A 23,323-nucleotide genomic window follows, 5' to 3' on the forward strand; every position below is an offset into this window, starting at 1 on the left:
GTACGGACGACTCATACGGATCGTATCAACGGTCAGCGTATGCCAGCAGCATCTCGGCGTGGGAGAGTTCACAGTCGACGAGCCCGCCGATGGTATCGTTGCCGTCAATGGCCAAGAACTCGTCGGCGCCTTCGGAGTTGGCGCCGTACCCGAGCCCGACACCATACAGGACGGGAATGTCAAATCGCGTCCCGAACACCGCCCAGGGAACACCGCCTGCGGAGAACGGCCACAGCGTCACGTCGGTATCATGGTTCTCGAACACATCTCTGGCGGCCACGACGAGGTCGGAGTCTGGATCGGTCTTACACCAGGTATGTTTCCCGAACACGTCAACGTCGATGTCCGCAAATCCCTGGTTGTCGAGGTGTTCGCGGAGTTGCCGATAGACGACGTCCGGATCGAAGCCGCGAGGCATTCGAATGTCGAGCGTTGCGTGTCCCTCTCCCGGAAGGATGAACGGCTTGGTTCCCGTTCCGGAACCGAGGAAGCCTGTGTTAATTCCCTGAATATTGAACGACTCGGGTCCGTAGAAGTGCTGGACGAACGCCTCCACGACGTCTTCATGGAGGTCCGATTTCAGTTTCGTCACTTCGCCGGCGCCTTGAGAGAGGCCCGGAAGGTGTTGCCACAGTTCCTCTCTGGGCGTCTCCGTCTGACTGTCGAGGCGATCGACGAACGCTCGAACCTCCTCGCGTTCGTCCGCAGTCGGCGGTTCATACTGGTCGTAGAAGCCGCTGATTTCGATCTGGGTTCCATTTTCGTCAGTCAGCGAGGAGAGGGCGTCCACGAGTCGCCATGCAGGACTATCGACGGTCGCGTTACTCATCGCATGGATGTCGCCGCCGGCCGGCCCACGTCCCCATCGATCGCCCGAGACCTGCAGGGTGAAATACAGTGCGGACTTGTAGCCAAGTGAGCCCGTTACGTTTCCGTCCTCGCTCTGACCAGCGAGCGGGCAAAAACAGGCGTCAGCTTCCCGAATGCGGTCGGCATACTGATCGAGCATCTCGTAGTAGTGAGGACTCCCGTTGAGCTCCTCAGCTTCTAGCAGAAACATAACGTTCACCGGCAACTCACCGAGTGCCCGCTTGGTCGCCTCGAGAGCGTTGAGCCAGGCGACGAACGCACCTTTAACTTTGACTGCTCCACGTCCGTAGATGACACGACCGTATTCGTCAGTCTCGACGAGTGTGCCACCGAAGGGATCGTGCGTCCACTCGTCTTCGTCGCCGACGGGACGAGTGTCTAACATTCCATAGTTAACAACCGTCTTCGCTGCGCCGGCGTCATAATACCCCCAGACGCCTGGTGCACCGTCGGTCTCGATCAGTGCTGCCTCCCCACATCCGATCTCTTCGAGGTAGCCACGAGCCAGTTCGGCGATTCCTCGAAGCCCGTTTCTGTCGACGCTGACGCTCGGTTGGCGGATCGTCTGCTGAATCCGATGAACGTGATTGTCCAGGTCTGACTCAATTTGCTCGCGGAGTTGTTTGCTTTCTTTAATCATCATTGTCTACCTCTAGCATGGGTCGTGCAAGATACTATACTCGATAATGGGAGGAGTGAACGGGAACGGCCAAAGCGGAGAGTGATCAGACGGTGCTCACACCGAACCCCTTGATCAGGTGCTTGTAGACGAGGAAGACGAACAACACCGGCGGGAGGATCATGATCATCACGCCGCCGAGGATCATGCCCCAGTTGGTCGTCGCCATATCGATCAGGTTCGCAATCCCGAGTGGAAGCGTGTACAGCGCGTTATCGTTGAGGATGATGAGCGCGAAGAAGTACTCGTTCCACGAGAGGAAGAACGCAAAGATCGACGTCGCGACGATTCCCGGGAGCGAGAGTGGCAAGATGATCTTCGTGACGATGGTCACTCTGCTCGCCCCGGCAAGTCGCGCGGACTCCTCGATCTCCGGGGTGATATCGAGGAAGAACACCCGGAGTAACAGCAACGCAAACGGCAGTGCGAACGCTGTGTGGGCGAGTGCGAGCCCGAACAGCGAGTTAGTGAGGCCGATGTTCTGGAAGATGATGAACAGCGGAATACCGAGCAGGATGAGCGGGAACATGTAGATCAACACGCTCAGGTTCGCGATGTACCGCCGGCCGTGGAACTCGTAGCGCGAGACGGCGTACGCCGCGGGAATCGCGATGAGCAGCGTCAGGATGATCGTCGTTACCGCGACGATGAGACTATTCCGGAAGTACAACGCGAAGTTCGTCTGCTCGAAGAGGATGTGGTAGTTCTCGAAGGACACCTCGGAGGGGACGATCACGGGTGGCCACGAGAACAGTTCCTCACTCGGCCGAACCGTCGAGAGGAATCCCCAGATTAACGGTATCAACACGACGAACGTCGTGACGATCACCGCGGTGTACGTTGCGATTCGTTCCAGGTAGTGTCGTTGCTGCTGCGTGAGTTGTGGTGAGAGTGACGTCATCGTGGTTCCTCCGTCGTTCCGTACAGTCTGAAGTAGCCGTACACGATCACTGCGAGCACGAGGAACGTCACGACTGCGACGCTCGCCCCTTCACCAAGGTCGTTCCCGATGAACGTCAGCCGGTACGCCATGATGGGAAGCGTCTCGGTTGCGTTCCCGGGGCCGCCCTGCGTGCCCAGCCAGATGATGTCGAACAGGTTGAACGTCCAGACAAGGCGCAGGAGGATTGCCACGAACAGCACGCCACGAAGCTGTGGTAGTGTGATGTAGCGGAACATCTCCCATCGTGACGCCCCCATGAGCCGCGCCGATTCGTAGTACGACTTGGGGATGGTCTGGAGCTTTGCAAGCACCAGCATCGTCACGAACGGATACAGCCGCCAGCCGCTGATCAAAATCAACGCGGGCATCGCGTACCGCGTACTCGCGAGCCAGGCGATTGGCTCATCGATCAGCGTCGAAACGACGAGCGCGTAGTTGCCGACGCCGTACAGGCCGTCGAGCATCCAGCGAAAGAGGATGACCGCCGCAACCGTCGGAACCATGTACGGAACGAGGATCAACCCCGTCGCGATCCGCTCACCCGTAAACGTCCGATTGAGCAAGAGCCCGGTTGCAACACCGACAACGACGGTGAGGAACACCGACCCCGCTGTGTAGATGACCCCATTCCAGAGCGCGTTGTAGAACGTTCCGGATCGAAGGAGATCGATGTAGTTCGCGAGCCCGACGACCTCCGAATCGCCCAGAAAGATGCTGATGTCCTGTAGGCTGTAGATGATCGCCTGGACGGTCGGGTACAGATAGAGCGCGACGAGCGTCGCGACTAGCGGTAACACCAGCAAGATGCCGACCGTATTCTCCTGGAGCTCGTCGAACTCCCGCCGCGCAAGATACCGAAATTCCCGTTTTGCAGTTGTGATGAAATCGCTCGCGTAGCTCATTGCTAGACGTTCAGTTGATCTTCGTAGTCATCGCGAATTTCGTCCGCCCAATGTTCGGCTGCATCCTGGGGATCTTCGTCCTCCAAGATCACGTCCTGAACGGAACTGATAACGTGTGTTTCGGCGACGGCCTGCCCCGTCACCGGGTTGATGTGACCCTCGTTTTCCTCGACGGCGACGACCCGACCGTACTCGTCTGCGATGTCGACGAGGTCCCGGTAGTGCTCTTCGTAGTCCTGCATAACGTCCGTCTCCCACAGGTCGTCCTCCTCGAGTATGCCGTGAATCGCCGGAACGTGACTCGCCGGCTGGGCGGTCATCAATCGCATGACGCCTTCGAACGAGGTGATCTCTCGCAACAGGTCCTTCGCTAGCTCCGGATGTTCGGTCTCGGCACCGAGTCCGTGGCCCAGGCCGGTCAGCCGCGCAACCGGCTCGTAACTCGAGTCGTACGCTGGAATCGGCGCAACCTGCACGTCTCCAGTCAGGTCCGGGTTGTATTCTTCGATGTCGTACGGAATGACGTTGGTGGAGTACCACGTCATCGCGTACGTCCCCTGGTACAGCGGCGGACGCATTTCCGGAATGTCAGCACCGTGGGCCGCCTGTGGACTGAATTCGTTCAGGTCCCGCATGAACTCGAGCATCTCGACCGTCTCCTCGGAGTCGTAGACGACCTCGTCGTCTGTGTTGATGACCGAACCGCCTCGGCCGTGAAGCAGAGACAGGGGCAGGATTCCGTGGAAGTGGTTGCTCCCGAGGAAGACCGGGCTCCCGTACAGGTTTTCGTCCTCGTCGGTCATCGTCTCGGCGGCGGTGTGGTATTCGTCCCACGAGTCAAATGGCGGCATCGGCGCATCGTACTCGTTGAACAGGTCCTCGCGGTAGATGAGCGTCGAAACTGTCCCTGTGTTCGGCGCGAAGTAGTAATCGCCGTCCATCTGGACGAGGAACTCCTCTCGCCAGTGGTCCTCTGCACCCATGTCCTCGATGACGTCGTTGATCGGCTGGTACAGCCCTTCCTGCACGCCGAACACGTTGTTCCCCGGCGAGGCGAGCATCAGCAGGTCGTACGGATTGCCGCCGGCCTGTGCCTGTGCGGCTTCCGATGGCGCGGATGCGAAATCGGATCGGGTGTACTCCACCTCACAATCGTGTTCCTCCTCGAACTCGTCGAAGATTGCACGGTACTCGTCCTCTTGTTGCTGGTACGCCGAGTTGATGACTCGCAACACTGGGCCGCCGTTCCCGCCGCCCAGACAACCAGCCACCGACAGTGCACCGATCGTCGCCCCCGTCGTTGCACCCTTCAGGACAGTTCGTCGACGGTACGTGTCCCGAGACGTTGCACGCTGCGTTGCGCCATTTCCATGATCTTTCGTATCATTACCCATGGTTGAGTATGACTCTCATATTAGAGCTTAAGTGTGATTCACTACTCGGGAGTGGTAGGCGAATCGTGCCAGTATAGGCCAGCGACGAGCCGGTTCTGTGCACTCGATGAGAGCACACTGACACTGGGTTCGAAGTGCCAGCAGCACACTCGTCTGCCCGGTTGTGACGTCCTCGGACAGGACGTTGCCGAGCAGTGGGCCGAGGACCGGTTGTGAACGAACCCGGTCTGAAATGCAGGCACCGGCGTCTATACCAGGTCCGGAGACCGTGTCGTCATCGACAATCATACCGACACCGGTTCGGCCACGTCCCACAGATGATTGAAAACCAGGTACGCCGTCTGGACCATCTGCTGGTTCTCGATCGAAATCGCGACGTAGCGCTCTCGACTATCGTTCTTGAACGCCAGTACCAGCCGGTCGTCGTCGTAGGTATACAGCCGCCCCTCAACGTCAGAGAGGTGACGAAGCTCACCCCACTCGGAGATGGCCTCGATATATGTCTCCGGAAGATCTGAAACGGTGCTGATAATCTTGATCGAGACACCTTCCTCGCTTTTTCGGCGAAGAACGTCGTTGTGCTGCGTCACGATCCGCTGGAGACTGTTCTCCGTCGTAACCTTGTAGATCCGGTCGTCCGCTTTCTCCATCATCTCCCCACCCCGGGTCAGAATGTCGCTTTTCCCGACGTACGACCAGAAAATATCGATCTCATCGTAAATTGGATAGCCGCCGGTGTCGTCGTTGTACGCGTCCAGAAACAGATCCCCTGCTTTCTCGATTGAGGCGAGTTCGCTCTCGAGTTCCGCCTGTTTTCGTTGCTTGACGTTATCGAGTGCTGTCTCCGGCGGTACTGGCCCGTACTTCTTCGGCCGCCCCGGTTGTACTTTCACCAGTCCCGAACTCTGGAGGGACTCGAGTACGTCGTAGACGCGTGAGTAGGGAATATCGGCGGCTGAGCCGACCTGCTTTGCGGTCGAGACGCCGTGTTCGAGCAAGGAGAGGTACGCGCTCGATTCGTATTCCGATAGGCCGACGTCCTGCAGATAGGACGTCATATCCCGGCTGTCATCGCTCATCGTCAACAATAGCCATAGCAGCCTCAAATGCATTAGGGACCGGTGAAATACTTGCCCCAGTTAGTATTTAGTGCAGAAATGATTGCGGTAATGACAGTCAGGGTACAGTGGAGTTCGTCAGTCGCCGCACGCAAAATGCAGTAGTGGGAGGCAGTCAGCGTGAGTAGCAAGACCGAGAGCGGGCTCGGCAGCGAAAACGGTCAGTAGAGTTCGTCTCGCTTGTGCTCGAGACACGGGATTTTCTGCCGAACCTCAGCGAGGTAGTCGAGATCGACCTCGGCAGTGACGACCTCCTCCCGGTCACTTGCCATTCTAATAACGTTACCCCACGGGTCGATGATCACCGACTTACCAAACGATGGCACGGAGCTCGGTTTATCGCCGATTTGTCCGGCTGCAACGACATAACACTGCGTTTCGATCGCGCGAGCCTTCAGGAGCGGAAGCCAGTGATCTTTTCCGGTGAACAGCGTGAACGCGGCCGGAACGAACAGTACCTCCGCACCCTGCATCGCCATCGACCTGTACAGTTCGGAGAATCGGAGGTCGTAACAGACCGAGAGCCCGAACGTCGCGAGGTCCGTCTCGACGACGGTGACATCGTCGCCAGGGGCAACGTGCTTTGATTCCTGAGTGACGACTTCGTCGCCGATCGTCACGTCAAACAGGTGTGTTTTCCGGTACTGTGCCTGAATCTCGCCATCCGGATCGATCACGACGCTCGTGTTGTACACACGGTCGCCGTCGCCGGCTTTCTCGAAGAAACTGCCCGAGTGGACGTGCAGTCCGTGGGTTGTCGCTTTATCTGCGAGTGCCGCAGTCGTCTCGCCAGGAACCGGTTCCGCATGCGTCGAGTACGCCTCTTTCTCCCCCATAAACGAGAACATCTCGGGAAGCGAGACGACGTCCGCCCCCTTCTGGGCTGCCTCGTCGATGAAATCGAGAGCCTGGGTGAGGTTCGCTTCTTTGTCGTCCTGTGAGTCCATCTGGCACGCCGCAATGGTGAATGTGCTCATGACACACAGGTCTGGAGCCACCACCAAGTAGCTGATTTACTCACGGTCAGTGGTAAAGAAGCTACAAATATATGTGTGATAATGCCATTCATGATGAGCATGAACACAATCGATCGAGTCGACTCGGATACCATCGAGGCTGCAGCAACCCTCGATCCAAACGACCTCGGACACCACTTCCACTTCGGATTCACGACACCGGAGATTCAGTTCATGGAGACGACTGAACCGGTCGAGATGGTCGGCCAGGTCGTTACGGTCCGCATTCCACCAGAGGACTCGACGATGGTTCACAAGGCGACCGAAATCGCCGAACCAGGTGACGTCATCGTCGTCGACATGCAGGGACACACAACGAACGCACCATGGGGCGAAATGACGACACGAGCGGCGATCGAAAGCGGTGTCACCGGCGCAGTGATCGACGGCAGCATCACAGACTCGCGTGAGATCGATGAACTCGAGTTCCCTGTGTATGCTCGTGGGAAGAGTGCTCGAACGACCCGGTTACACGGCCGCGGTGGCGAGATAAATTCGCCGGTACAGATCGGCGGCTCCGTCGTGAACCCGGGGGATATCGCCATCGGAAATGAAGACGGTGTCCTCTTCCTTCGACGAGAGAAGGTCGACGAGGCGATCGAATACTGTAAGGAGGTCAAATCACAGGAAGAGGAAACGATCCAGAAGCTCGAGAGCGGTGCGTCGCTCGCCGATCTAACGGCGGCGAACGAACTGCTCGATCAAGCGGGGGACTAGCGACGATGGCGTCTATCACACTGGACACGGTTCGCAAGCAGTTCGGTGACGTCGTCGCAGTCGAGGACGTCGATCTGGAAATCGAAGACGGCGAGTTCATCTCGATCGTGGGACCGAGCGGGTGTGGAAAGACGACGACGTTGCGGCTAGTTGCCGGTCTCGAACAGCTCACGAGTGGGCGCATCTTCTTCGGCGATACGGACGTGAGTAACACGCCCGCGAAAAAGCGCGGGATCGGCATGGTGTTTCAGAATCTCGCGCTCTACCCGCACATGAGCGTCCGCGAGAACATGGAGTTCGGACTCTCCGTCGCCGACGTCCCCCAGGAAGAGCAAGACGAGCGGATCATCAAGATCGCCGAGATGCTCGACATCGCGGAGTTGCTCGACCGTGAACCGAGTGAGCTGTCGGGCGGCCAACAGCAACGCGTCGCGATCGGACGAACGATGGTACTCGAGCCGAACGTCTTCTTGCTGGACGAGCCACTTGCGAGTCTGGACGCGAAACTCCGCGTCGAGATCCGAGAGGAGTTACAGGAACTCCAGAAGGAAATCGGCGTGACGACGATCTACGTGACCCACGACCAGGAGCAGGCGATGACGATGAGCGATCGAGTGATCGTCATCAACGACGGCGAAGTACAACAGTTCGCGACGCCAGAGGAGATTTACAACGAACCCGCAAACAGGTTTGTCTCACACTTCATCGGAACGCCATCGATGAACTTCGTCGACGCACAGCTTTCCGCGCCGAGCGATTCACTGACGGCAGACTTCGGGTCGGTACAGGTCGATCTCGAGCGGCCGGCCGACGGTTCGCCGGAACTCCTCGACAGAGACGCAACACTTGGGATCCGACCGGAACACCTGGAGCTTTCGACGACTGAAGAACCGACGGGGACAAACACGGCCCTCGCACAGGTTCGAATCGTCGAGCACACGGGGGCGAACAAGATCGTCCACCTCACGATCGACGAGCGCGACTTCACGGCGCTGGTTCCCGAGTCGACGAACGTACAGAGCGGCGACGAGGCCACCGTTCGATTCCCGTCCGAGAACGTGTATCTATACGATAGCGAGTCAGGTGATCGACTCTACTACCGCTCTTCGATCGATTCGCACCACTCCACGCGAGAAATCGAAAACAAGAGCTGAGCCGGCGAGGAAAATCAGAGAACCGACCTGAGCAAATCACTCGACGCCGTACTGCTTTGCAATCGTATTCAACTGGATTTCGTCCGTTCCCTCGACGATCCGCATAATTCGTGCACGATGGATGTTGTCCATGAACGGGTTCTCCTCGGCGAGACCGTCGCTGCCGTGGATCTGAACCACGTCGTCTGCAACCTCCCAGAACGTATTCGTTGCGAGCCACTTGCAGATCGACGACTCCGCGATTGCGGCCTCACCCTGATCGAGCAGCCACGCACAGCGCAGGCCGGCCGCATCTGCAGCAAAGGCGTTCGCCCGGCCGCGAGCGATCTTGTGGGAGATTCCCTGGAAGTTTCCAATCGTTCGTCCGAACGCCTCCCGGTCGTTTGCGAACTCGGTTGCGGCATCCAGAAGCCAGTTCGTTCGGCCGACGGACTCGGCAGCGATTTCAATCCGGCCGAGGCCGAGGAAGTCCATCGCGTCGTAGAAGGCAGCACCCTCCTCGCCCAGCACGCGGTCGGCCGGGATCCGGACATCGTCGAGTTCCACCTCCGCCTGTCGGCCAACAGCGCCGACAGCGTTGTTGAGCGAGCCGATTTCGTACTCGTCGGCTTCGACGATAAAGCAGGTCACACCCCCGTAGCGACCGACCTCGTCCTGTGGACTCGTCCGGGCGAACACCTGCACGAAGTCCGCGTAGGGTGCGTTCGTAATCCACTGCTTGGTTCCGTTGAGCACCCACTCATCACCGTCTCGCTCCGCACGGGTCGCCATGTTCGGCGAGTCGGAGCCGACACCCGGCTCCGTCTGTGCGAACGCCGTCGTCTTCTCGCCGGCCATCGTCGGTTCGAGATAGCGTTCGACCTGTTCACCCGTTGCCTGTGCCAGCAGCGGCTTCGGACCGCCGGGACCCGCCAGCACCGCACTCGTCAGCGGAACCCCAAGCTCCGCGAGTTGCTTTTTCGCCAGGTACCACGTCACCGCCGAGACATCGTCGCCGCCAACCTCGGCTGGCATGTTCATCGCGTAGAACCCGGCCTCTGCGCTCGCCTTCCTGATCTGCGCTTCAGCTTCGAGTACCTCGTCGCTCAGCCGGCCGTCGGGGTCGTGTCCAAGACGCGGATTCGACAGCGTCTCGCCTAGCTTCTCAACTACCAGCTCGACTTCCTGTTCGACGAATTCGACGAGGCTCTCCAGGATGAGTTCTTGTTCCTCGGTCTGTTCGAAGGACACGCCGGCTCCCGCTTTAGGTGTGTTCATTGTGAACAGTGTTCCCTGTTGCGATACTTAACTCTCGGTGGTGGTCGTAATGGTATGCGATTGTCGTAGAGGATTCCATTCCCTCCATTGCCTTCACTCAGGAATTGCTCCCGACGCGCGCAACTGCTCGAGTGCATCCTCCTCGTAGCCACTCTCCTGCAGGACCGATTCCGTATCGTCACCGTGTTCTGCAACCGCGGTCGGTCCATCGTGGTCAATATCGGTCCCACGAGCGGGGAAGCCAACCACCGGTGGCGGTGGTTCACCCTCACCGACTGCTGCTCCACCGGCGACGTATCCACGTGCCACAATCTGTGGGTGTTCAACCATCTCGGCCGGCGTATAGACGCCACCAACTGCTGCATCGACCCCCTCGAAAAACGACACCCACTCGTCACGGGTTCGTGTTTTGAAGAGCGACTCGAGTGCCTCCCGAAGCGTCTCGAGTTCGGCAGGATCGCTAGTCATGTGATACTCGATCCACTCCTCGTGGTCGACGGCTTCGCAGAAAGCGTGCCAGAAGTGCGGTTCCAGCGCGGCGAGCGTAACGTAGCCCTCGGCAGCGGGGTAGACGTCGTACCAGGGGAACTGGCCGGTTAGCGGCGTCTCGCCGGGGCGGGGGTCACCGCCCGCGAGTGCGCGTGGAGCCACCGCCTGTGAGAACGAAACGGCAGCGTCAGTCAGCGAGACGTCGATGTACTCGCCGGTTGCGTCGTTGTCCACGTCAGCCTGGTCGCCTACACCGTTCCGATTCTGATTCCCAGCACCGAGTTCCCGAGAAAGCAGCGCGCCCACGATCGAGAGGGCCGCGAACAGCCCACCGCCAATGTCTGCGACCTGATAGCCGGGGACTCGGGGCGTCTCGTCCTCGGACTGGCGAGTCATGTCGAGCAGGCCGGCCAGCCCGATATAGTTCAGATCGTGGCCGACCCGGTCGCTGTACGGACCCGTCTGTCCGTACCCCGAAAGCGAGCAGTAGACGATTCCCGGATTGACCTCGCGGACTGCGTCGTAGTCGACACCCAGCCGATCGACCACGCCAGGACGGAACTGCTCGAGGACGACATCCGCGGTCGCAGCGAGGTCGAGAAACGCCTCGCGCCCACCCTCTGTCTTGAGGTTCAGCGCCACACGGCGCTTGCCGCGATTTATTGACTCGAGTGTCGGCCCCGATTGTGCATCACCCGGTCGTTCGATCCGAATCACCTCGGCACCCATCTCCGCCAGAAGCTGTGTGGCGTAGGGACCGGGAAGCAATCGGCTGAGATCGAGTACACGGATGCCGTCCAGATTCATGTCCGCAGTGTTACTCGAGTACGACTATCAGGTTGTGGGTTATTCGCACAGTGACACACGAACACATCTGGCACTGATATCGTGGTCGCATCGGTTGCACTGGGCTCATTCTGCAAGATTCGATAGCGATAAGCGCCTACACAATACAGCCCGGACAATCACCACTGGTCGCGGAAACAGAAGGCTTATTCTTCGATCGTCACTGCGATCAGATAACTCGCCCGCTGATGATCCCCTCTACACGCATCAGACAAACACTGATTGCCGTCTGCTCGCCGGTCGCCAGCCTCCTCGCTGCGGGCTGGGCGTACCACCTCCTTCTTGGCACGCCGTCGCCTGCGACCCAGCGCTGGATCGAAACCACAATCCCGTCGCTCGCCGGTGTCGAGCCACACTTGATCGCCGCGCTCGCGCCGACCGTCCTCGTGGTCAGTTGCGTGGTGACAGCCGTGCTCGCAGAACAAACTGCACGGCTGACTGCCGCACAGACTCGCCGGCGAGAACTCGAGACGCACTTTTTCGAAGAGAGCGAGTAGAAAAGCCAGTCGCTACTCAGCCGACTCGAATCCCCACGCTTCGAGGCGCTCGACAACGTCGTCGACGTTGTGCATCGCAGCCTCGTATGCCGCCTCGCGGACGTCCGTCTTCGACACCTCGGTTCCGAGTTCGTCACTCACCGCAGCGACGAACTCGTCTTCGGCGTCGACGAGGTAGTCCCGAAGATAGAACTGCACCATGCCGCGGTCCTGCTTGACGTTGTCGCGAACGTACACCCACGGAATACCGCCATCATCAGCGCCAGCCTGTGGCGGTTCCGGGACGACGGCGTTCGTCTCTTTTGGCGCAGTCTCGTCACCAGTAGTTGGTCCCGCCTCGTCACCAGTAGTTGGTTCCGCCACACTTGCTGCTGGCGTCTCCTCGCCGGCCTTACTCGAGTCCCCCTCGGTTGCAGCGGCTTCATCGAACGTTGTCGTCGTTTCGGTGCTCGCCGAGTGTGAGTGGGAGGTACTCGAGTTGTTGGTCGTCTCGGCTGTGTCCGTGCTCGTGTTCGTGTCCGTGTCTGGTTCTGTCTCTGTCTCTGTCTCTGTCTCTGTCTCTGTCCCTGCCGTTGCCTTTGCCGACCCATCCGTCGTCTCTTGTGCAGATTCGACAGCCTCCTGTTCCGTTGCTGAGGAATCACCGGCGTCCTCGCTGGCCGGTTCAGCCTCGTCTTCTTCGTGATCCGTTCCGTCGTCAGTTTCCGCCTCGTGATCTGCGAACGGATCGCTGCCAGAGCCTTTCTTCATAGCCCGCCCACCTCTTCGACCTGTGTTGCCAGGTCGTCGATCTTCTCGAGTGTCTCCATCTCGTGGTCGCGCGTGCGGTCACGGTACTCCTCGACGTAGTACGCCGGCGTACACTGCTGGTCCCAGCAGCCTTCGAACAGGGACGAGCGTTCTCGCAGCGCGACAGGTGCGGGGTAGCCGCGTTCGTGAATCTCGTTGAGGTAGCGTTCCTGATCGGTCGTGCGCCCGATACCGTTCGGGACGGCAGCAAGGACACCGATTTCGGCTTCGAGTCGGTCCTCGAGGCCCTCGACGAGTTCCTCGAGACCGATGACACTTTGCATTCCCTTTCCGGTTGGTTCGACCGGGATGACCAGACTCCGGGTCGCCGACACTGCGTTATAGAGGTGCGGGCCAGCCGTCGCCGGCGGGTCGACGACGATGACGTCGTACTCCTGTGGAATGCCGGCGTCCATGAGCACCTGCCGGAGTCGGTCGTACGGATCGAAGTCGTCGCCCTCGCCGAGGTCGTCGGCCATCTGCTGGGCGCGGTTCAGGAGATCCTCGAGATTCTCGAGCATGTTGTGACTCGGGAGCAGATCGAATCCGTGTTCTGTCTCGTGGATGAGGTCGGCGAGGTCGCCCTTCGGTCGATCGATCATATGCCGGACGATGTTGTCTGCCTGGCTGTCGTCTCGCGGCGCGTCCACGTCGAGCAGATACGTTAGCGAACCGTTCTGCTGGTCCATGTCGATCGCAAGCACATCGAGTCCGTGTTCAGCGTGGGCTTCGAGCAGTGCTGCGCCGACGGTCGTCTTCCCGACGCCGCCCGCCTCCGAGTAGGTCGTGTACGTGAGCATACCCACCAGTTAGTCTCCTCGAATATAATACTCCGCAATACGAATTTCAAAGCCTAATGAAATAGCATAACTAGTTAGCCTAACCGAGAAGACAGACACCATTGTGATGGGCCGGTAGTACGCTTCAGTGGACGAGTTGCCAAGAACGGGAAGCCAACTACCCATACGGGCCTGCTACCAGGATAGTCAACACAGGTGGCCTAACCAAGAAGCCTAACCAGGAAGAGTTCCTAGACTAGCTACCTCAATATGCACGTCCGTCTGTGAGTAGATATAGTAGCCACTGCAAGTCAATGCACACCTGGTCGCCAGCCTGCTCGGCGATCAGTGTGTAAATAGTTGCAGTTGTTACTATAGTGTGCAGCAGCCCTGATAGATAGTCTGTCTAGTTAGGCTAACCAAATATGCCAACCAGAATCCCCGACCAGAATGCTCAGATAAAACACGTACCAGCTCTCAACCGAGGCGCATGGATCGAGCGTTCAATGAGCCCGACCAGTTAGCATAACCGATCAGGATACCGAAGTAGTCAAACTCGAGATACTCGATAGCTATACAGATCTGATAGGCAGTCCAGAAACGAATCATAGCCACCACCGAGAAACGCATCGAATAGGCTTCCTGGTTAGGCCGCCCCGATAGGCCAAATGAATATGTCAGTCAGTACGTCCAGAGCGACAACCCATGACAAAGCGAAGCCAGTCGTGAGTGGGCAACTCGAGTACCACGTCAACGAGCACCCAAACTGCGAACTCTATCACCTATCTAGGAAGAATAACCAGATGGCCTAACTAATTAGCCCACCTGAATAGACCAACAGAATCGTCTTGAAGAGAGGGGCAACCAAAGACAGTGATGACACTCAACAGGTTTGAGGACTAGCAACAACCGCTAGCGAGTTAGTCTAACTAGACAGCCTAACTAGCTAGTCAGCTAAGTTCACCATCCCAGAACGATCAGATCAGTGTACAGATTATGAGTTAGTAGGCACAGTTGATAGGAAAAACGGATTGGGGTCAGATCGGACGGCTGCTAGACCGTATTTGGTTTCGGTGGTGTACCGTAACCGACATGACAGAGCGTGGTTGTGGCTAGTTCTGATATGCCATGTTACTGGAGAACAGGAGCCATAGATAGGGTTCGCGGGTTGCCGGCTAACGAACTCCTTTGAACAAATAGGATAAGGAACTGGTACTTATCCGTGACTCGGTTCCCGAATCCGCTGCGGCTGACGATCCTCTATATCGGTCTCGCTCTCGCGCGCCTTGGGTTGATAGATCGCGAACGCGCCATCCGGACGACCGTGCTCGCCTGGCCGCGCATCATCACTGGTATCGCTCGCATGTCGAAAAGTGCCGTCGACGTCGCGATGGTCGGCGTTGCAGTCGGCACCTCAGCAGTTGCAGGTGTTGGCTTTGCGGGTCCCTTCTGGGGGCTTGCCTTCGCGATTGGCGGCGGTGTCGCCGGCGGGACGATTGCACTCGTCTCCCAGCGGTACGGTGCTGAAGCCTACGAGGAACTCGGACTCGCCGTCCGCTCGAGTACACTGCTCGTTCTCGTGATCAGCCTCCCAGTGCTGGGACTGTTCTGGACGTTTCCAGAAGAGTTCATTTCGCTGATCACCAATAACGAGGCGGCGATCAATCACGGGGCGACGTATCTGCAGTACGTGGCACTCGGGATTCCGTTCGCGGGGCTCAACCTCGTCGGCAGCCGCGTCCTGGTTGGAGCAGATGACTCCTACACGGCAATGCAGGTTCGTGCCGGCGGTGCGGTTCTCAACATCATCTTGAGCGCGGTGTTTATCTTTGGGCTCGACCTGGGTGTCGCCGGCGCTGCCGCCGGAACCGTCCTGGCAAACCTCGCAGTGACAGCAGGGTTCGCTATCGGCCTCAGTTACGGGACACTCCCTGGCGTCGGCGACTTTCCGGTTAAAATCGACCCGTTCGGTTCGTATCTCGATCCAGAGACCATTCGAAACATCGTCAAAATCGGGCTCCCCGTGGGTGGCCGAAACCTCGTCTGGGTCGTCGCCGAATTCCCCATGCTCGGGATCCTGAATATCTTCGGCGAGAATACAGTCGCCGCGTTCGTTATCGCCCGCCGGATCTGGGGTATCATGAACACGCCCGGCTGGGGCTTCGGCCTGGCATCCTCGAGTCTGGTCGGCCAGGAACTTGGCCAGAACAACGAACAGTTGGCAGAGGCGTACGGTCGCGATATCATTCGCTTCGCTGTTGCCACGTACATCGTCTCGGCGATCGTGATCGCGCTGTTCGCCGACCAGATCGTCGTCCTGTTCGCGGACGACCCAACCAGTGCGGAAATTCCGATCGCCACGGACCTCGTCTACGCGGCCTGTGTCGCCGTTGTCTTCCAGGGCGTCGCCGGTGCCGCCGCCGGGCCGCTCGACGCAAGTGGTGATACGAACGTACCGTTCGCCAGTCAGTTCATCGGGATGTTCCTCGGATCGATCCCGCTCGCGTACCTTGGTGCGACCACATCACTGGGCTACTGGGGGCTGTACCTCGCCTTCATCGCAGAGACAACGATCCCCGCGGCGATCAACTACTGGCGTTTCCGGACGGACAAGTGGAAGTCTATCAGCCAGACGTACCGTCCGGATGCTGCAGTCGCCGACGACTAGGGTGAATTCGTCTCTTGCGACTATCGCGACCATGGCGACCATGGCGACCATCGCGACAATCGAAACACCCGACTTTCGAAACCACGACAGTGCCAGCACGAGATTGTGTGTTGCTGGCTTTCGTCCGTGTGTTCACTAGCGTCGACAGTACTCACATCTCAGGCGGAGAACACGCAATGAGTGGAAGCGGAAAAGAGAACGAAACGATTAGTGATCGGCTGTCGTCGGCGTCTCGGTCGCACACCACGGGCAGAACGACACGTCGTCTTCGAGTTCCCGGTGGCAAGAGGCACAGAGGTTCGCTTCCTGTACCTCGATCTGGCGGTTGTGCTGGCGTGCCAGCACGTAGGCGTCGAGCACGCTCGCGACGCCGACAGCAAGCAGCGGGGCCGCATCCCAGAACGAGGCCTGCATCGGATCGGTGAGGACGGATTCGGGGACGAACAGCCCGCCAACGAGGAAGGCAAGCGCGAGCCAGCCGAGTGCGCGAAGCCAGCGCCGGAGATATATCTGGCCGAGACCAGTAATGAGAAGACCGAGAACAGCCGCAAGCCAGGGCCGCTTGCGGGATTTCGATTGTGTCTGAGAGTGAGACTGCGCCTGATCCATACAGGTACTGAATGACTGGTCAGCCGTAAGTCTTCCTGTGGCTCCCTGTTGAGAGTGTGTGAACGAGAACAGTTTGCGAGCGGCACAGAACAGCCATGAACAGCAGAAAGCGCACGAGAACAGCACAGAACAGCCCAAAACAGCCCAAAACAGCCCAAAACAGCCCAAGAACGGCCCAAGAACGGCCAAAACCAGCATCACGCAGTCAGACAATACGGATACACCAGCCCACAGACCGTCAGACACGTGGTGTCAAATCAGTTCAGAAAGCAGTGTTCGGTTCAGGCGTCGTCACACCCCTCCGCAGCGAGCAGTGTCTGCTCGAGTTGGTCGAGCAACACAGCCCGATTCCGTTCGATCAATGCTTGATCTTCGAGCGTCACACCGCGTTCCATAATGCCAGAAACCGTCGAGAAGATGAGCTCTGCCTGTCGCTCCGGATCGATATCGACGAATCGACCCGACTCGACGCCCCACTCGAGTGTTTCGGTGAGCGCTGTAATGAAAATCTCGTCAGTGCGCAGAATCTGGTCGTAGTAGGACTGGTTGTGCGGTGCCTGTGAGCGAATTTCGAAAAAAGCCTGCCTGAACTGGATCGCTTCGTCGTCAAGGTCGGCAGGGAGAATCCGGGTTAGCAGATCGGTGAGCTGTTCGAACGGATCATCGTGGGTGTCGTCCTCGAAGGACGTCTCGAGTTCCTCGCAGACGAACGCAAAGAAGTCGTTGAGAATCTCCTCTTTGCCGTCGTAGTGGTAGTACAGCAACGACTTGCTCTTCTCGAACTCGGCAGCGATTCGGGACATCGTCGTCTCCGGATAGCCGTGTTTCGAAAGTGCGAGGTAGACGGCTTCCATGATCGCCTCGGTCGTGTCGTCTCGTTCCTCGGCGATGGTTGCTGTATGATCCGTGTCCGATGTATCTGCCATATCGCTATACTCGACAATGAGACGTAAATACTTCAGGTTCCCGTTGTGTCGCCGTGCGCTACCGTGCAGTAAATAAATTGAATGGTCAGATAAAACACACCTGCGTCAACTGCTCGAGTTTCTATCATTGGCGTCGCCGAAGCCGGCACTCAACACACGGGTCAATGCATCGCCAGTCGATTCCTCGAGTTCGGTGAGTTCCGATTGGTGAACCTCGATGAGGAATCCGGTCGTGATGTTCGGTGAAGTTGGGATGAAAATGACTTCCTTGCCGTCGGTTGTCGTACGGCCCGTTTTGAACGCCGTCATGCGGAGCCCGTCCCAGACTTCGAGCTTGACCGGCTCCTGAAGCTGCTCCTGTTCTCCGAAGGCAGTCTCGGAGGCGGTTTTGGACGCGTTGTAGACGACGCGGATTCCAGGCAGCCGGTTTGCGCCCGCATCGAGAATACGCTCAGAGACCGTTCCGATGGTCGTTCGCATCAGGAACCCAGCGATACCGATAACAACGAACAGCGTCGCCAGTGAGAGGACAACGCGCAAGATTTCGATCGCTTGATCGCGAACGGCAGGGTTCTCGATGAGATGATCGAGGAGTTCCGCCGGAATGAGAAACTCGGGCGTCAGTCCCTCGACGAAACTATAGATGAAGTAGAGGACGAACAACGTGACGAGTATCGGGCCAAGAACGATGAGTCCGCTGACGAAGTCGCGTTTCCATGCCGACATCTACTCGAGTCCTCCAGTCTGACAGTACACACCAGTACTGGTGCGCGTGCTATCAACCTTTCCGAACGTCAGCTGGATATGTCTGTGATCGCCATCCAGTTTCGCTGCTGATCGATTCCGAGGACCCATTGATACCTGACGACTGTCGTCGATGACTGAACGATTAGTCAGTGTCGAAATAAACGTTACTACTGGCGCCGGTCCGGAACACTCTGCACTGGCGCTGCGGACCACTCTACCCGGCATTCGCAGCGAAAAAGGAACCATACGCAGCCATCGAATTGCCTTTACGATGGGTGTGCTCGCGGTAGTGGTGATGATGACGGAGATGGTAGCGGTGGTGCTTGACGAACTCCTGGTGGCGGGACTCATCCTGGGGATCGCACTCGTTCATCTCCTCCCAGCGTCTCTCCCCGGTGTGCCGTTCGTCTCACGAGGGAGCAGCCTCTCTGCGGCCGGCGGTATCTCGATCGTCTACGCATTCCTCCATCTCTTTCCAGAACTCGACGCGCATCGGGATGCACTTGAAGACGTGGATCTGATTGTCGCCACGCTTACTGCAGAGCATATCTACGGTCTCGTGTTCATCGGCATTGCGTTGTTCTACGGACTGGAGCGCGTCGCAACGCTCTCGCAGGCAACAGATCTCCCATCGCCACTGAAGGACATGGGCATCAGCGATCACTCGGTGTTCTGGGCCCACATCGGTGGCTTCGTCGTGTACAATGCGTTCATCGGATATGTGATTGTGCAGGGACGAACCGGAACGGAGAGCACCCTGCTCTTCGCGTTCGCAATGGGATTTCACCTCTTTGGGAACGACGAAGCGATGGAACAACACTATCATAAGCTCTATAACAACGTTGGACAGTGGATTCTTGCCGGTGCCGTCATCGCGGGTGGCCTCGTCGCGCTCGTCTACACGCTCTCCGATGCAGCGTTTACCGTCTTGCTCGGCTTTCTCACCGGTGGCGTGATCTTCAACGCGATCAAAGACGAACTCCCGCGAACACGCGAGAGTCGATTCTGGGCGTTCGCGCTGGGATCGCTCGTCTACGCGCTGATTTTGTTCTCGCTCTGAACTGCCGCTGTCGCTGTGGTCGTCTGCGCTGACGGCTACGGAGACACAAGCAGCCCACCAGTGGCGGATTTGTCTGGAAACGGAATCTTTTCGCAGGGAGTCTGCCTATTCATGGACGTGAGTACCGTCTCGACACCGTCACCCGAACCCGACAGCCGTCGTAGCTGGGGCGTTGCACTCGCCGGTGCGATTGCGATGGTGTTTACGTTCGGTACACCGCTCTCCTACGGCATTTTCCAGCAGCCGTTCAGCGAGACGTTCGCCGTCTCTCCCGTCGCTCTTTCCGGTGTTTTCGCGGTCATGTTGTTCACCTTCTTTATTGGCTCCGGACTCGTCGGCATCTTCGCCGCACGGCTCCCCGTTCGAGGCGTACTGCTGGTGTGTACCATCGTAACAGCACTTCTCGCGCCCTCACTGTACGCAGTCGACTCGTATCTCGGGCTTACGTTCGTCTTTGCAGCCCTCGGACTCGCGCTGGGGACCGTTTTCGTGCTGGTCGCATCCGTCGTTCCGCGGTGGTTCGACGAGCGGCGGGGCGCTGCAACTGGATTGATCTTCGTCGGTAACGGGCTCGGATTGTTCGTTCTGCCACCAATCTGGCAGTACGCACTCAGCACCGTTGGTGTTCGCGAGGGTTTCCTGATCATCATAGCGACGACGGCCAGCGCGTTCTTCCTTGCAAGCCTGCTCTGTCGGCGACCACCCTGGGCCACACGGTCGACGGACTCGAATAGCGCGCTCGTGTCCTGGCTCAGCGGACTCATCAGGGCGCGAACCTTCCAGTTGCTCTTCGTGGGGATGTCACTGGCGTTTGCCTGGTATCAGCTCCTTGCGGCGTACGCGATCGACCTGTTCGCTGCGCGCGGGTTGACCGAAGCTGGGGCGTCAACGTTGTTCGGCCTGATCGGTGGCGTGAGTATTATCTCCCGAATCGGTGGTGGGTATATCGCCGATATTGTCGGGTCGCGTCGGGCGTTTCTCGCATCACTCGGCTGTGCCGCCGTCGGAATCGTCCTGTTGCTCGTCCCGCAGTACGCGATACTCACCGTTGCTGTCTTCAGTATCGGGTTGGGTCTCGGTGGCTGTGCAACCCTGTACATCCCGTTGCTGATGGAGACCTACAATCCCGAGAAAGACACTGCGATTATCGGTGTCTTCAACGTCGGCGGTGGGATCGGTGCGCTGGCGATGCCGCCACTTGGAACGGCGAGCGTCGCCTACACCGAGAGCTACACCGTCGCAATCTTGCTCACACTCGGGGTGACAATCGTCTCGTTCTGGGCTGTGGTCGTCGGAACTGCTGGAGGCGCATCGACTCAGTCCTGAAGAGGCTGCTGATTGCTGACTACTGATTGCTGACTACTGATTGCTGACTACTGATTGCTGACTACTGACTGCCGAGAACAGGGTTACGCTTCCGCCGTTCGGATCGCTTGAACGACGATACCGAGGAGTACGAGACAGAGCGCAATCATCAGTCCTTGCGAGACAGTTGCGATGGTAGAGTCGACTGCACCACCCGTGAGCAACGCGATGAGATCCGAAACACCACGTGCAGAGCCGAGAATACCGGCGACTGCGAGTGCGCCGATTCCGTACGTTGCGAGTCGGTCTCGACCAATCGCGTCACCACCAAGTCGCAGGCCAATGACGAGGAGGCCGAATAGCGCCGGGATGAGTGCGGTAACGCTCTCGAAACTGGAACCGACGTACGCGCCGCCACCGAGAACGAGCAATCCAGCGCCAACTGCGAGCGAACCGTTCCGTGCGAGTGAGGGTGTTTCTCCCATAGAAAAGAATTGTGTACTGACCGACCAAGAAGTATTGGTGTTGTCCCACAGACTGGGTCTACTGACGAGTCATTGCCAGCGGCGTTCGATCGCTACAAGAACATCATAACCCTGGTAGACTATGGGATATGTCTGAGTGACTAGTGGTATTGTCCGGTTGTTATATGGGTTTGAATAGACAGGAGGCATATATTTACAAGATTAAAAGTGTCGAATATTGTCGCCCACGCCGTATAGGGGCCAACACCTGGTTAGACAGCAAACAGTTCAACCGAATCGTCTCTCCACCGCCCTAATATAACAGTCTACAATCAACATATATCATCATACCAAATCGATAGAAGGCCTTTTAGCCGTTCAGTCGGACCCATGAGACAAGATGACACGAGAGACGTGGGGAACCCGACTCGGATTCATTTTGGCCGCCGTCGGGAGCGCAGTCGGACTGGGGAATATCTGGCGGTTCCCCTGGATGACAGCTGAAAACGGTGGGAGCGCGTTCTTGTTGCTGTACGTTCTCATCGTTCTCGTCGTCGGGGTTCCTGGCCTGATGGCCGCGTTCGTCATTGGCCGCCGATCGAACCGAAATCCTGTCGGCGCGTTCAAGACACTGACGGGATCTCGTGCATGGACTGCGCTGGGTTTTCTCTGCGTTGTTACGGCGATTGCACTCCTGTCGTTCTACAGCGTGGTCGGCGGGTGGATCCTCCGGTACTTCGTCGAGAGCTTTACTGGTGCGTACTTCGCCGATCCGGGAACGCACTTCGACACGATTAGCTACGGACTCGAGGCGTTCGTCTACCAGTTGTTCGTTCTCGGCGTCACCGCTGGGATCGTCATGGCTGGCGTCCGCCGCGGTATCGAAGCCGCGACGAAATCGATGATGATTGGGATCGTGATACTTCTCGTCGGCCTGACGATCTGGGCGTCCCAGCAACCCGGCGCAGCAGCGGGCTACGAGTTCTTCCTCGACTTCGATGCCCACTACCTCTCGAACAACTTCTTCTCGGTCCTCGGCGCTGCCGCCGGCCAGGCGCTGTTTACCCTCTCGATCGGCGGTGGGACGATGATCACGTACGCGTCCTACATCGATGACGACCGCTCGCTTCCGTTCGATGCTACCGCGATTGCCAGTCTCAACCTCGGTATCGGTATCCTCTCAGGACTGCTCCTGTTTCCGCTCCTCTTCTCGTTCGCTGACGGCCCAACCGCGGGCGGTCCCGGCGCGCTATTCGTCGGTATCGCCGGCGCGTTCGCACAACTGCCGGCTGGCTGGCTCTTCGGTGCCGTCTTCTTCCTCGTCGTGCTGCTCGCCGCAATTACCAGCCTGATCAGCATGCTCGAGATTCCCGTCTCGTTCCTCGTCGACGAGTTCGACGTGAACCGCTCCGTCGCAACAGGAGCCCTCCTCAGCGTTGTCGGGGTCACTGGCGCGTTCAACGCCTTCAGCGCTGCGGTGTTCACGCTCGTCGCCGATCAGCTCGTCGACCTCCTGCTGACGATCGGACTGACCGGTTTCATGTTCTACGTCGCGTGGGTGCTCGGTCCAGATGCAGTCGAGGAGTTCCGCAACGGCGCTGGAACGATCGCTCGCTCGATCGCAGTTCCATGGCGATACGCCCTCGGAACGGTTTTCCCAACATTCCTGCTGTTTACGTTCTACAGCGACAGTCTCCGACTGTTCGGCTACAGCCCGGACACCGAAACGCTCGTCGCACTCACACTCGTCACCGCCGTCTCGTTCGTCGGGCTCATCGTCTGGTCCACCGACAACGAGTCACAGCAAGCGACGACCGATACCGAAACTGAAGCGGAGACTGATCCAAAAACCGAATCTGCCGACTAACGTGGAGCCGAGTGGTCGAGTGTGGGCTCGAGTACAGTCCTGTACACCCCCGTTCCGTAACCGCGTTATCTGTGGATAGGCGTCCGTATGAGGCCGTTCGACCGTATTATTGCGATTGGTTACCACGGTACTATTAAGTAGATGATTGATGACTAGCTTTCATATGGTACCCGCCAGCACAACGGAGGAGTGTGGCGCCAGTGGCCAGTTTCTGCGAGTGAGTTCAG

21 protein-coding genes are annotated in these 23,323 nt (G+C 58.4%); 7 read left to right on the forward strand and 14 right to left on the reverse strand.

The window, feature by feature from the left end:
* Positions 1–25: 25 nt before the first annotated feature.
* The 6 genes from NMAG_RS18660 to NMAG_RS18685 all read right to left on the reverse strand — a co-directional run bounded on the left by NMAG_RS18660 (position 26) and on the right by NMAG_RS18685 (position 6,883).
* Positions 26–1,513, reverse strand: coding sequence for a M20/M25/M40 family metallo-hydrolase (locus NMAG_RS18660; protein ID WP_004214386.1), 1,488 nt, complete (start codon positions 1,511–1,513; stop codon positions 26–28).
* An 82-nt stretch (positions 1,514–1,595) separates the two neighbouring features.
* Positions 1,596–2,450 carry a carbohydrate ABC transporter permease gene (locus tag NMAG_RS18665; protein ID WP_004214387.1) on the reverse strand — a complete coding sequence of 285 codons (855 nt, stop codon included), beginning with the start codon at positions 2,448–2,450 and terminating at the stop codon, positions 1,596–1,598.
* Positions 2,447–3,394: a carbohydrate ABC transporter permease gene (locus tag NMAG_RS18670; protein ID WP_004214389.1), complete on the reverse strand. Its 948-nt coding sequence runs from the start codon at positions 3,392–3,394 to the stop codon at positions 2,447–2,449. The genes NMAG_RS18665 and NMAG_RS18670 overlap by 4 nt, the downstream gene beginning before the upstream one ends.
* 2 nt (positions 3,395–3,396) lie before the next feature.
* Positions 3,397–4,788, reverse strand: a complete 1,392-nt coding sequence (locus NMAG_RS18675) for an ABC transporter substrate-binding protein (protein ID WP_004214391.1) — start codon at positions 4,786–4,788, stop codon at positions 3,397–3,399.
* Between the two features lie 284 nt (positions 4,789–5,072).
* On the reverse strand, positions 5,073–5,867 hold the full coding sequence (locus NMAG_RS18680; RefSeq protein WP_237076853.1) for a TrmB family transcriptional regulator: 795 nt from the start codon (positions 5,865–5,867) through the stop codon (positions 5,073–5,075).
* Between the two features lie 200 nt (positions 5,868–6,067).
* Complete coding sequence (locus tag NMAG_RS18685) at positions 6,068–6,883, reverse strand: carbon-nitrogen hydrolase family protein (RefSeq protein ID WP_012996920.1); 816 nt, start codon at positions 6,881–6,883, stop codon at positions 6,068–6,070.
* A 90-nt stretch (positions 6,884–6,973) separates the two neighbouring features.
* On the opposite strand from NMAG_RS18685, the gene NMAG_RS18690 reads away from it, so the two are divergent.
* Together NMAG_RS18690 and NMAG_RS18695 are read left to right on the forward strand one after the other, a co-directional pair.
* Entirely contained in the window at positions 6,974–7,639 is a 666-nt protein-coding gene (locus NMAG_RS18690; protein ID WP_004214396.1) for an RraA family protein, read from the forward strand.
* Between the two features lie 5 nt (positions 7,640–7,644).
* Complete coding sequence (locus tag NMAG_RS18695) at positions 7,645–8,793, forward strand: ABC transporter ATP-binding protein (RefSeq protein ID WP_004214399.1); 1,149 nt, start codon at positions 7,645–7,647, stop codon at positions 8,791–8,793.
* Between the two features lie 36 nt (positions 8,794–8,829).
* Here NMAG_RS18695 and NMAG_RS18700 read toward each other — a convergent pair whose 3' ends face one another.
* Positions 8,830–10,050 carry an acyl-CoA dehydrogenase family protein gene (locus NMAG_RS18700; RefSeq protein ID WP_012996922.1) on the reverse strand — a complete coding sequence of 407 codons (1,221 nt, stop codon included), beginning with the start codon at positions 10,048–10,050 and terminating at the stop codon, positions 8,830–8,832.
* Between the two features lie 93 nt (positions 10,051–10,143).
* The gene (locus NMAG_RS18705) at positions 10,144–11,346 is read right to left on the reverse strand and encodes a CaiB/BaiF CoA transferase family protein (protein WP_004214402.1); all 1,203 of its coding nucleotides are present in this window, start codon (positions 11,344–11,346) and stop codon (positions 10,144–10,146) included.
* Between the two features lie 227 nt (positions 11,347–11,573).
* Here NMAG_RS18705 and NMAG_RS18710 point away from each other — a divergent pair, with 227 nt between their 5' ends.
* Positions 11,574–11,882, forward strand: coding sequence for a hypothetical protein (locus NMAG_RS18710; RefSeq protein ID WP_004214408.1), 309 nt, complete (start codon positions 11,574–11,576; stop codon positions 11,880–11,882).
* Positions 11,883–11,894: 12 nt separating this feature from the next.
* Here the strand turns inward: NMAG_RS18710 and NMAG_RS18715 are convergent, their stop codons facing one another.
* Both NMAG_RS18715 and NMAG_RS18720 read right to left on the reverse strand, forming a co-directional pair.
* Entirely contained in the window at positions 11,895–12,632 is a 738-nt protein-coding gene (locus tag NMAG_RS18715; protein ID WP_004214409.1) for a prolipoprotein diacylglyceryl transferase, read from the reverse strand.
* Positions 12,629–13,471 carry a ParA family protein gene (locus NMAG_RS18720; protein WP_004214410.1) on the reverse strand — a complete coding sequence of 281 codons (843 nt, stop codon included), beginning with the start codon at positions 13,469–13,471 and terminating at the stop codon, positions 12,629–12,631. Before NMAG_RS18720 ends, NMAG_RS18715 begins: the two co-directional genes overlap by 4 nt.
* Positions 13,472–14,672: 1,201 nt before the next feature.
* On the opposite strand from NMAG_RS18720, the gene NMAG_RS18725 reads away from it, so the two are divergent.
* Positions 14,673–16,118 (forward strand): MATE family efflux transporter, encoded by a 1,446-nt coding sequence (locus NMAG_RS18725; protein WP_004214413.1) that lies wholly within the window; start codon positions 14,673–14,675, stop codon positions 16,116–16,118.
* 207 nt (positions 16,119–16,325) lie between these two features.
* On the opposite strand, the gene NMAG_RS18730 is transcribed toward NMAG_RS18725, so the two are convergent.
* The 3 genes from NMAG_RS18730 to NMAG_RS18740 form a co-directional block, all read right to left on the reverse strand.
* Positions 16,326–16,727, reverse strand: coding sequence for a zinc ribbon domain-containing protein (locus NMAG_RS18730; protein ID WP_004214414.1), 402 nt, complete (start codon positions 16,725–16,727; stop codon positions 16,326–16,328).
* Between the two features lie 281 nt (positions 16,728–17,008).
* On the reverse strand, positions 17,009–17,653 hold the full coding sequence (locus NMAG_RS18735; RefSeq protein ID WP_004214416.1) for a TetR/AcrR family transcriptional regulator: 645 nt from the start codon (positions 17,651–17,653) through the stop codon (positions 17,009–17,011).
* A 105-nt stretch (positions 17,654–17,758) separates the two neighbouring features.
* A complete protein-coding gene (locus NMAG_RS18740) occupies positions 17,759–18,379 on the reverse strand; it encodes a DUF502 domain-containing protein (RefSeq protein WP_004214417.1) in 621 nt (206 codons plus the stop codon).
* Between the two features lie 316 nt (positions 18,380–18,695).
* Here NMAG_RS18740 and NMAG_RS18745 point away from each other — a divergent pair, with 316 nt between their 5' ends.
* Both NMAG_RS18745 and NMAG_RS18750 read left to right on the forward strand, forming a co-directional pair.
* Complete coding sequence (locus NMAG_RS18745) at positions 18,696–19,460, forward strand: hypothetical protein (protein WP_004214419.1); 765 nt, start codon at positions 18,696–18,698, stop codon at positions 19,458–19,460.
* A 111-nt stretch (positions 19,461–19,571) separates the two neighbouring features.
* Entirely contained in the window at positions 19,572–20,786 is a 1,215-nt protein-coding gene (locus NMAG_RS18750) for an MFS transporter (RefSeq protein WP_004214420.1), read from the forward strand.
* Between the two features lie 83 nt (positions 20,787–20,869).
* Here NMAG_RS18750 and NMAG_RS18755 read toward each other — a convergent pair whose 3' ends face one another.
* Positions 20,870–21,250, reverse strand: a complete 381-nt coding sequence (locus tag NMAG_RS18755) for a hypothetical protein (RefSeq protein WP_004214422.1) — start codon at positions 21,248–21,250, stop codon at positions 20,870–20,872.
* A 379-nt stretch (positions 21,251–21,629) separates the two neighbouring features.
* Here NMAG_RS18755 and NMAG_RS18760 point away from each other — a divergent pair, with 379 nt between their 5' ends.
* The gene (locus NMAG_RS18760; protein ID WP_004214423.1) at positions 21,630–23,096 is read left to right on the forward strand and encodes a sodium-dependent transporter; all 1,467 of its coding nucleotides are present in this window, start codon (positions 21,630–21,632) and stop codon (positions 23,094–23,096) included.
* The last annotated feature ends 227 nt before the right edge of the window (positions 23,097–23,323 follow it).

This window comes from Natrialba magadii ATCC 43099 (genome assembly GCF_000025625.1).
Taxonomy (GTDB): Archaea; Halobacteriota; Halobacteria; order Halobacteriales; family Natrialbaceae; genus Natrialba; species Natrialba magadii.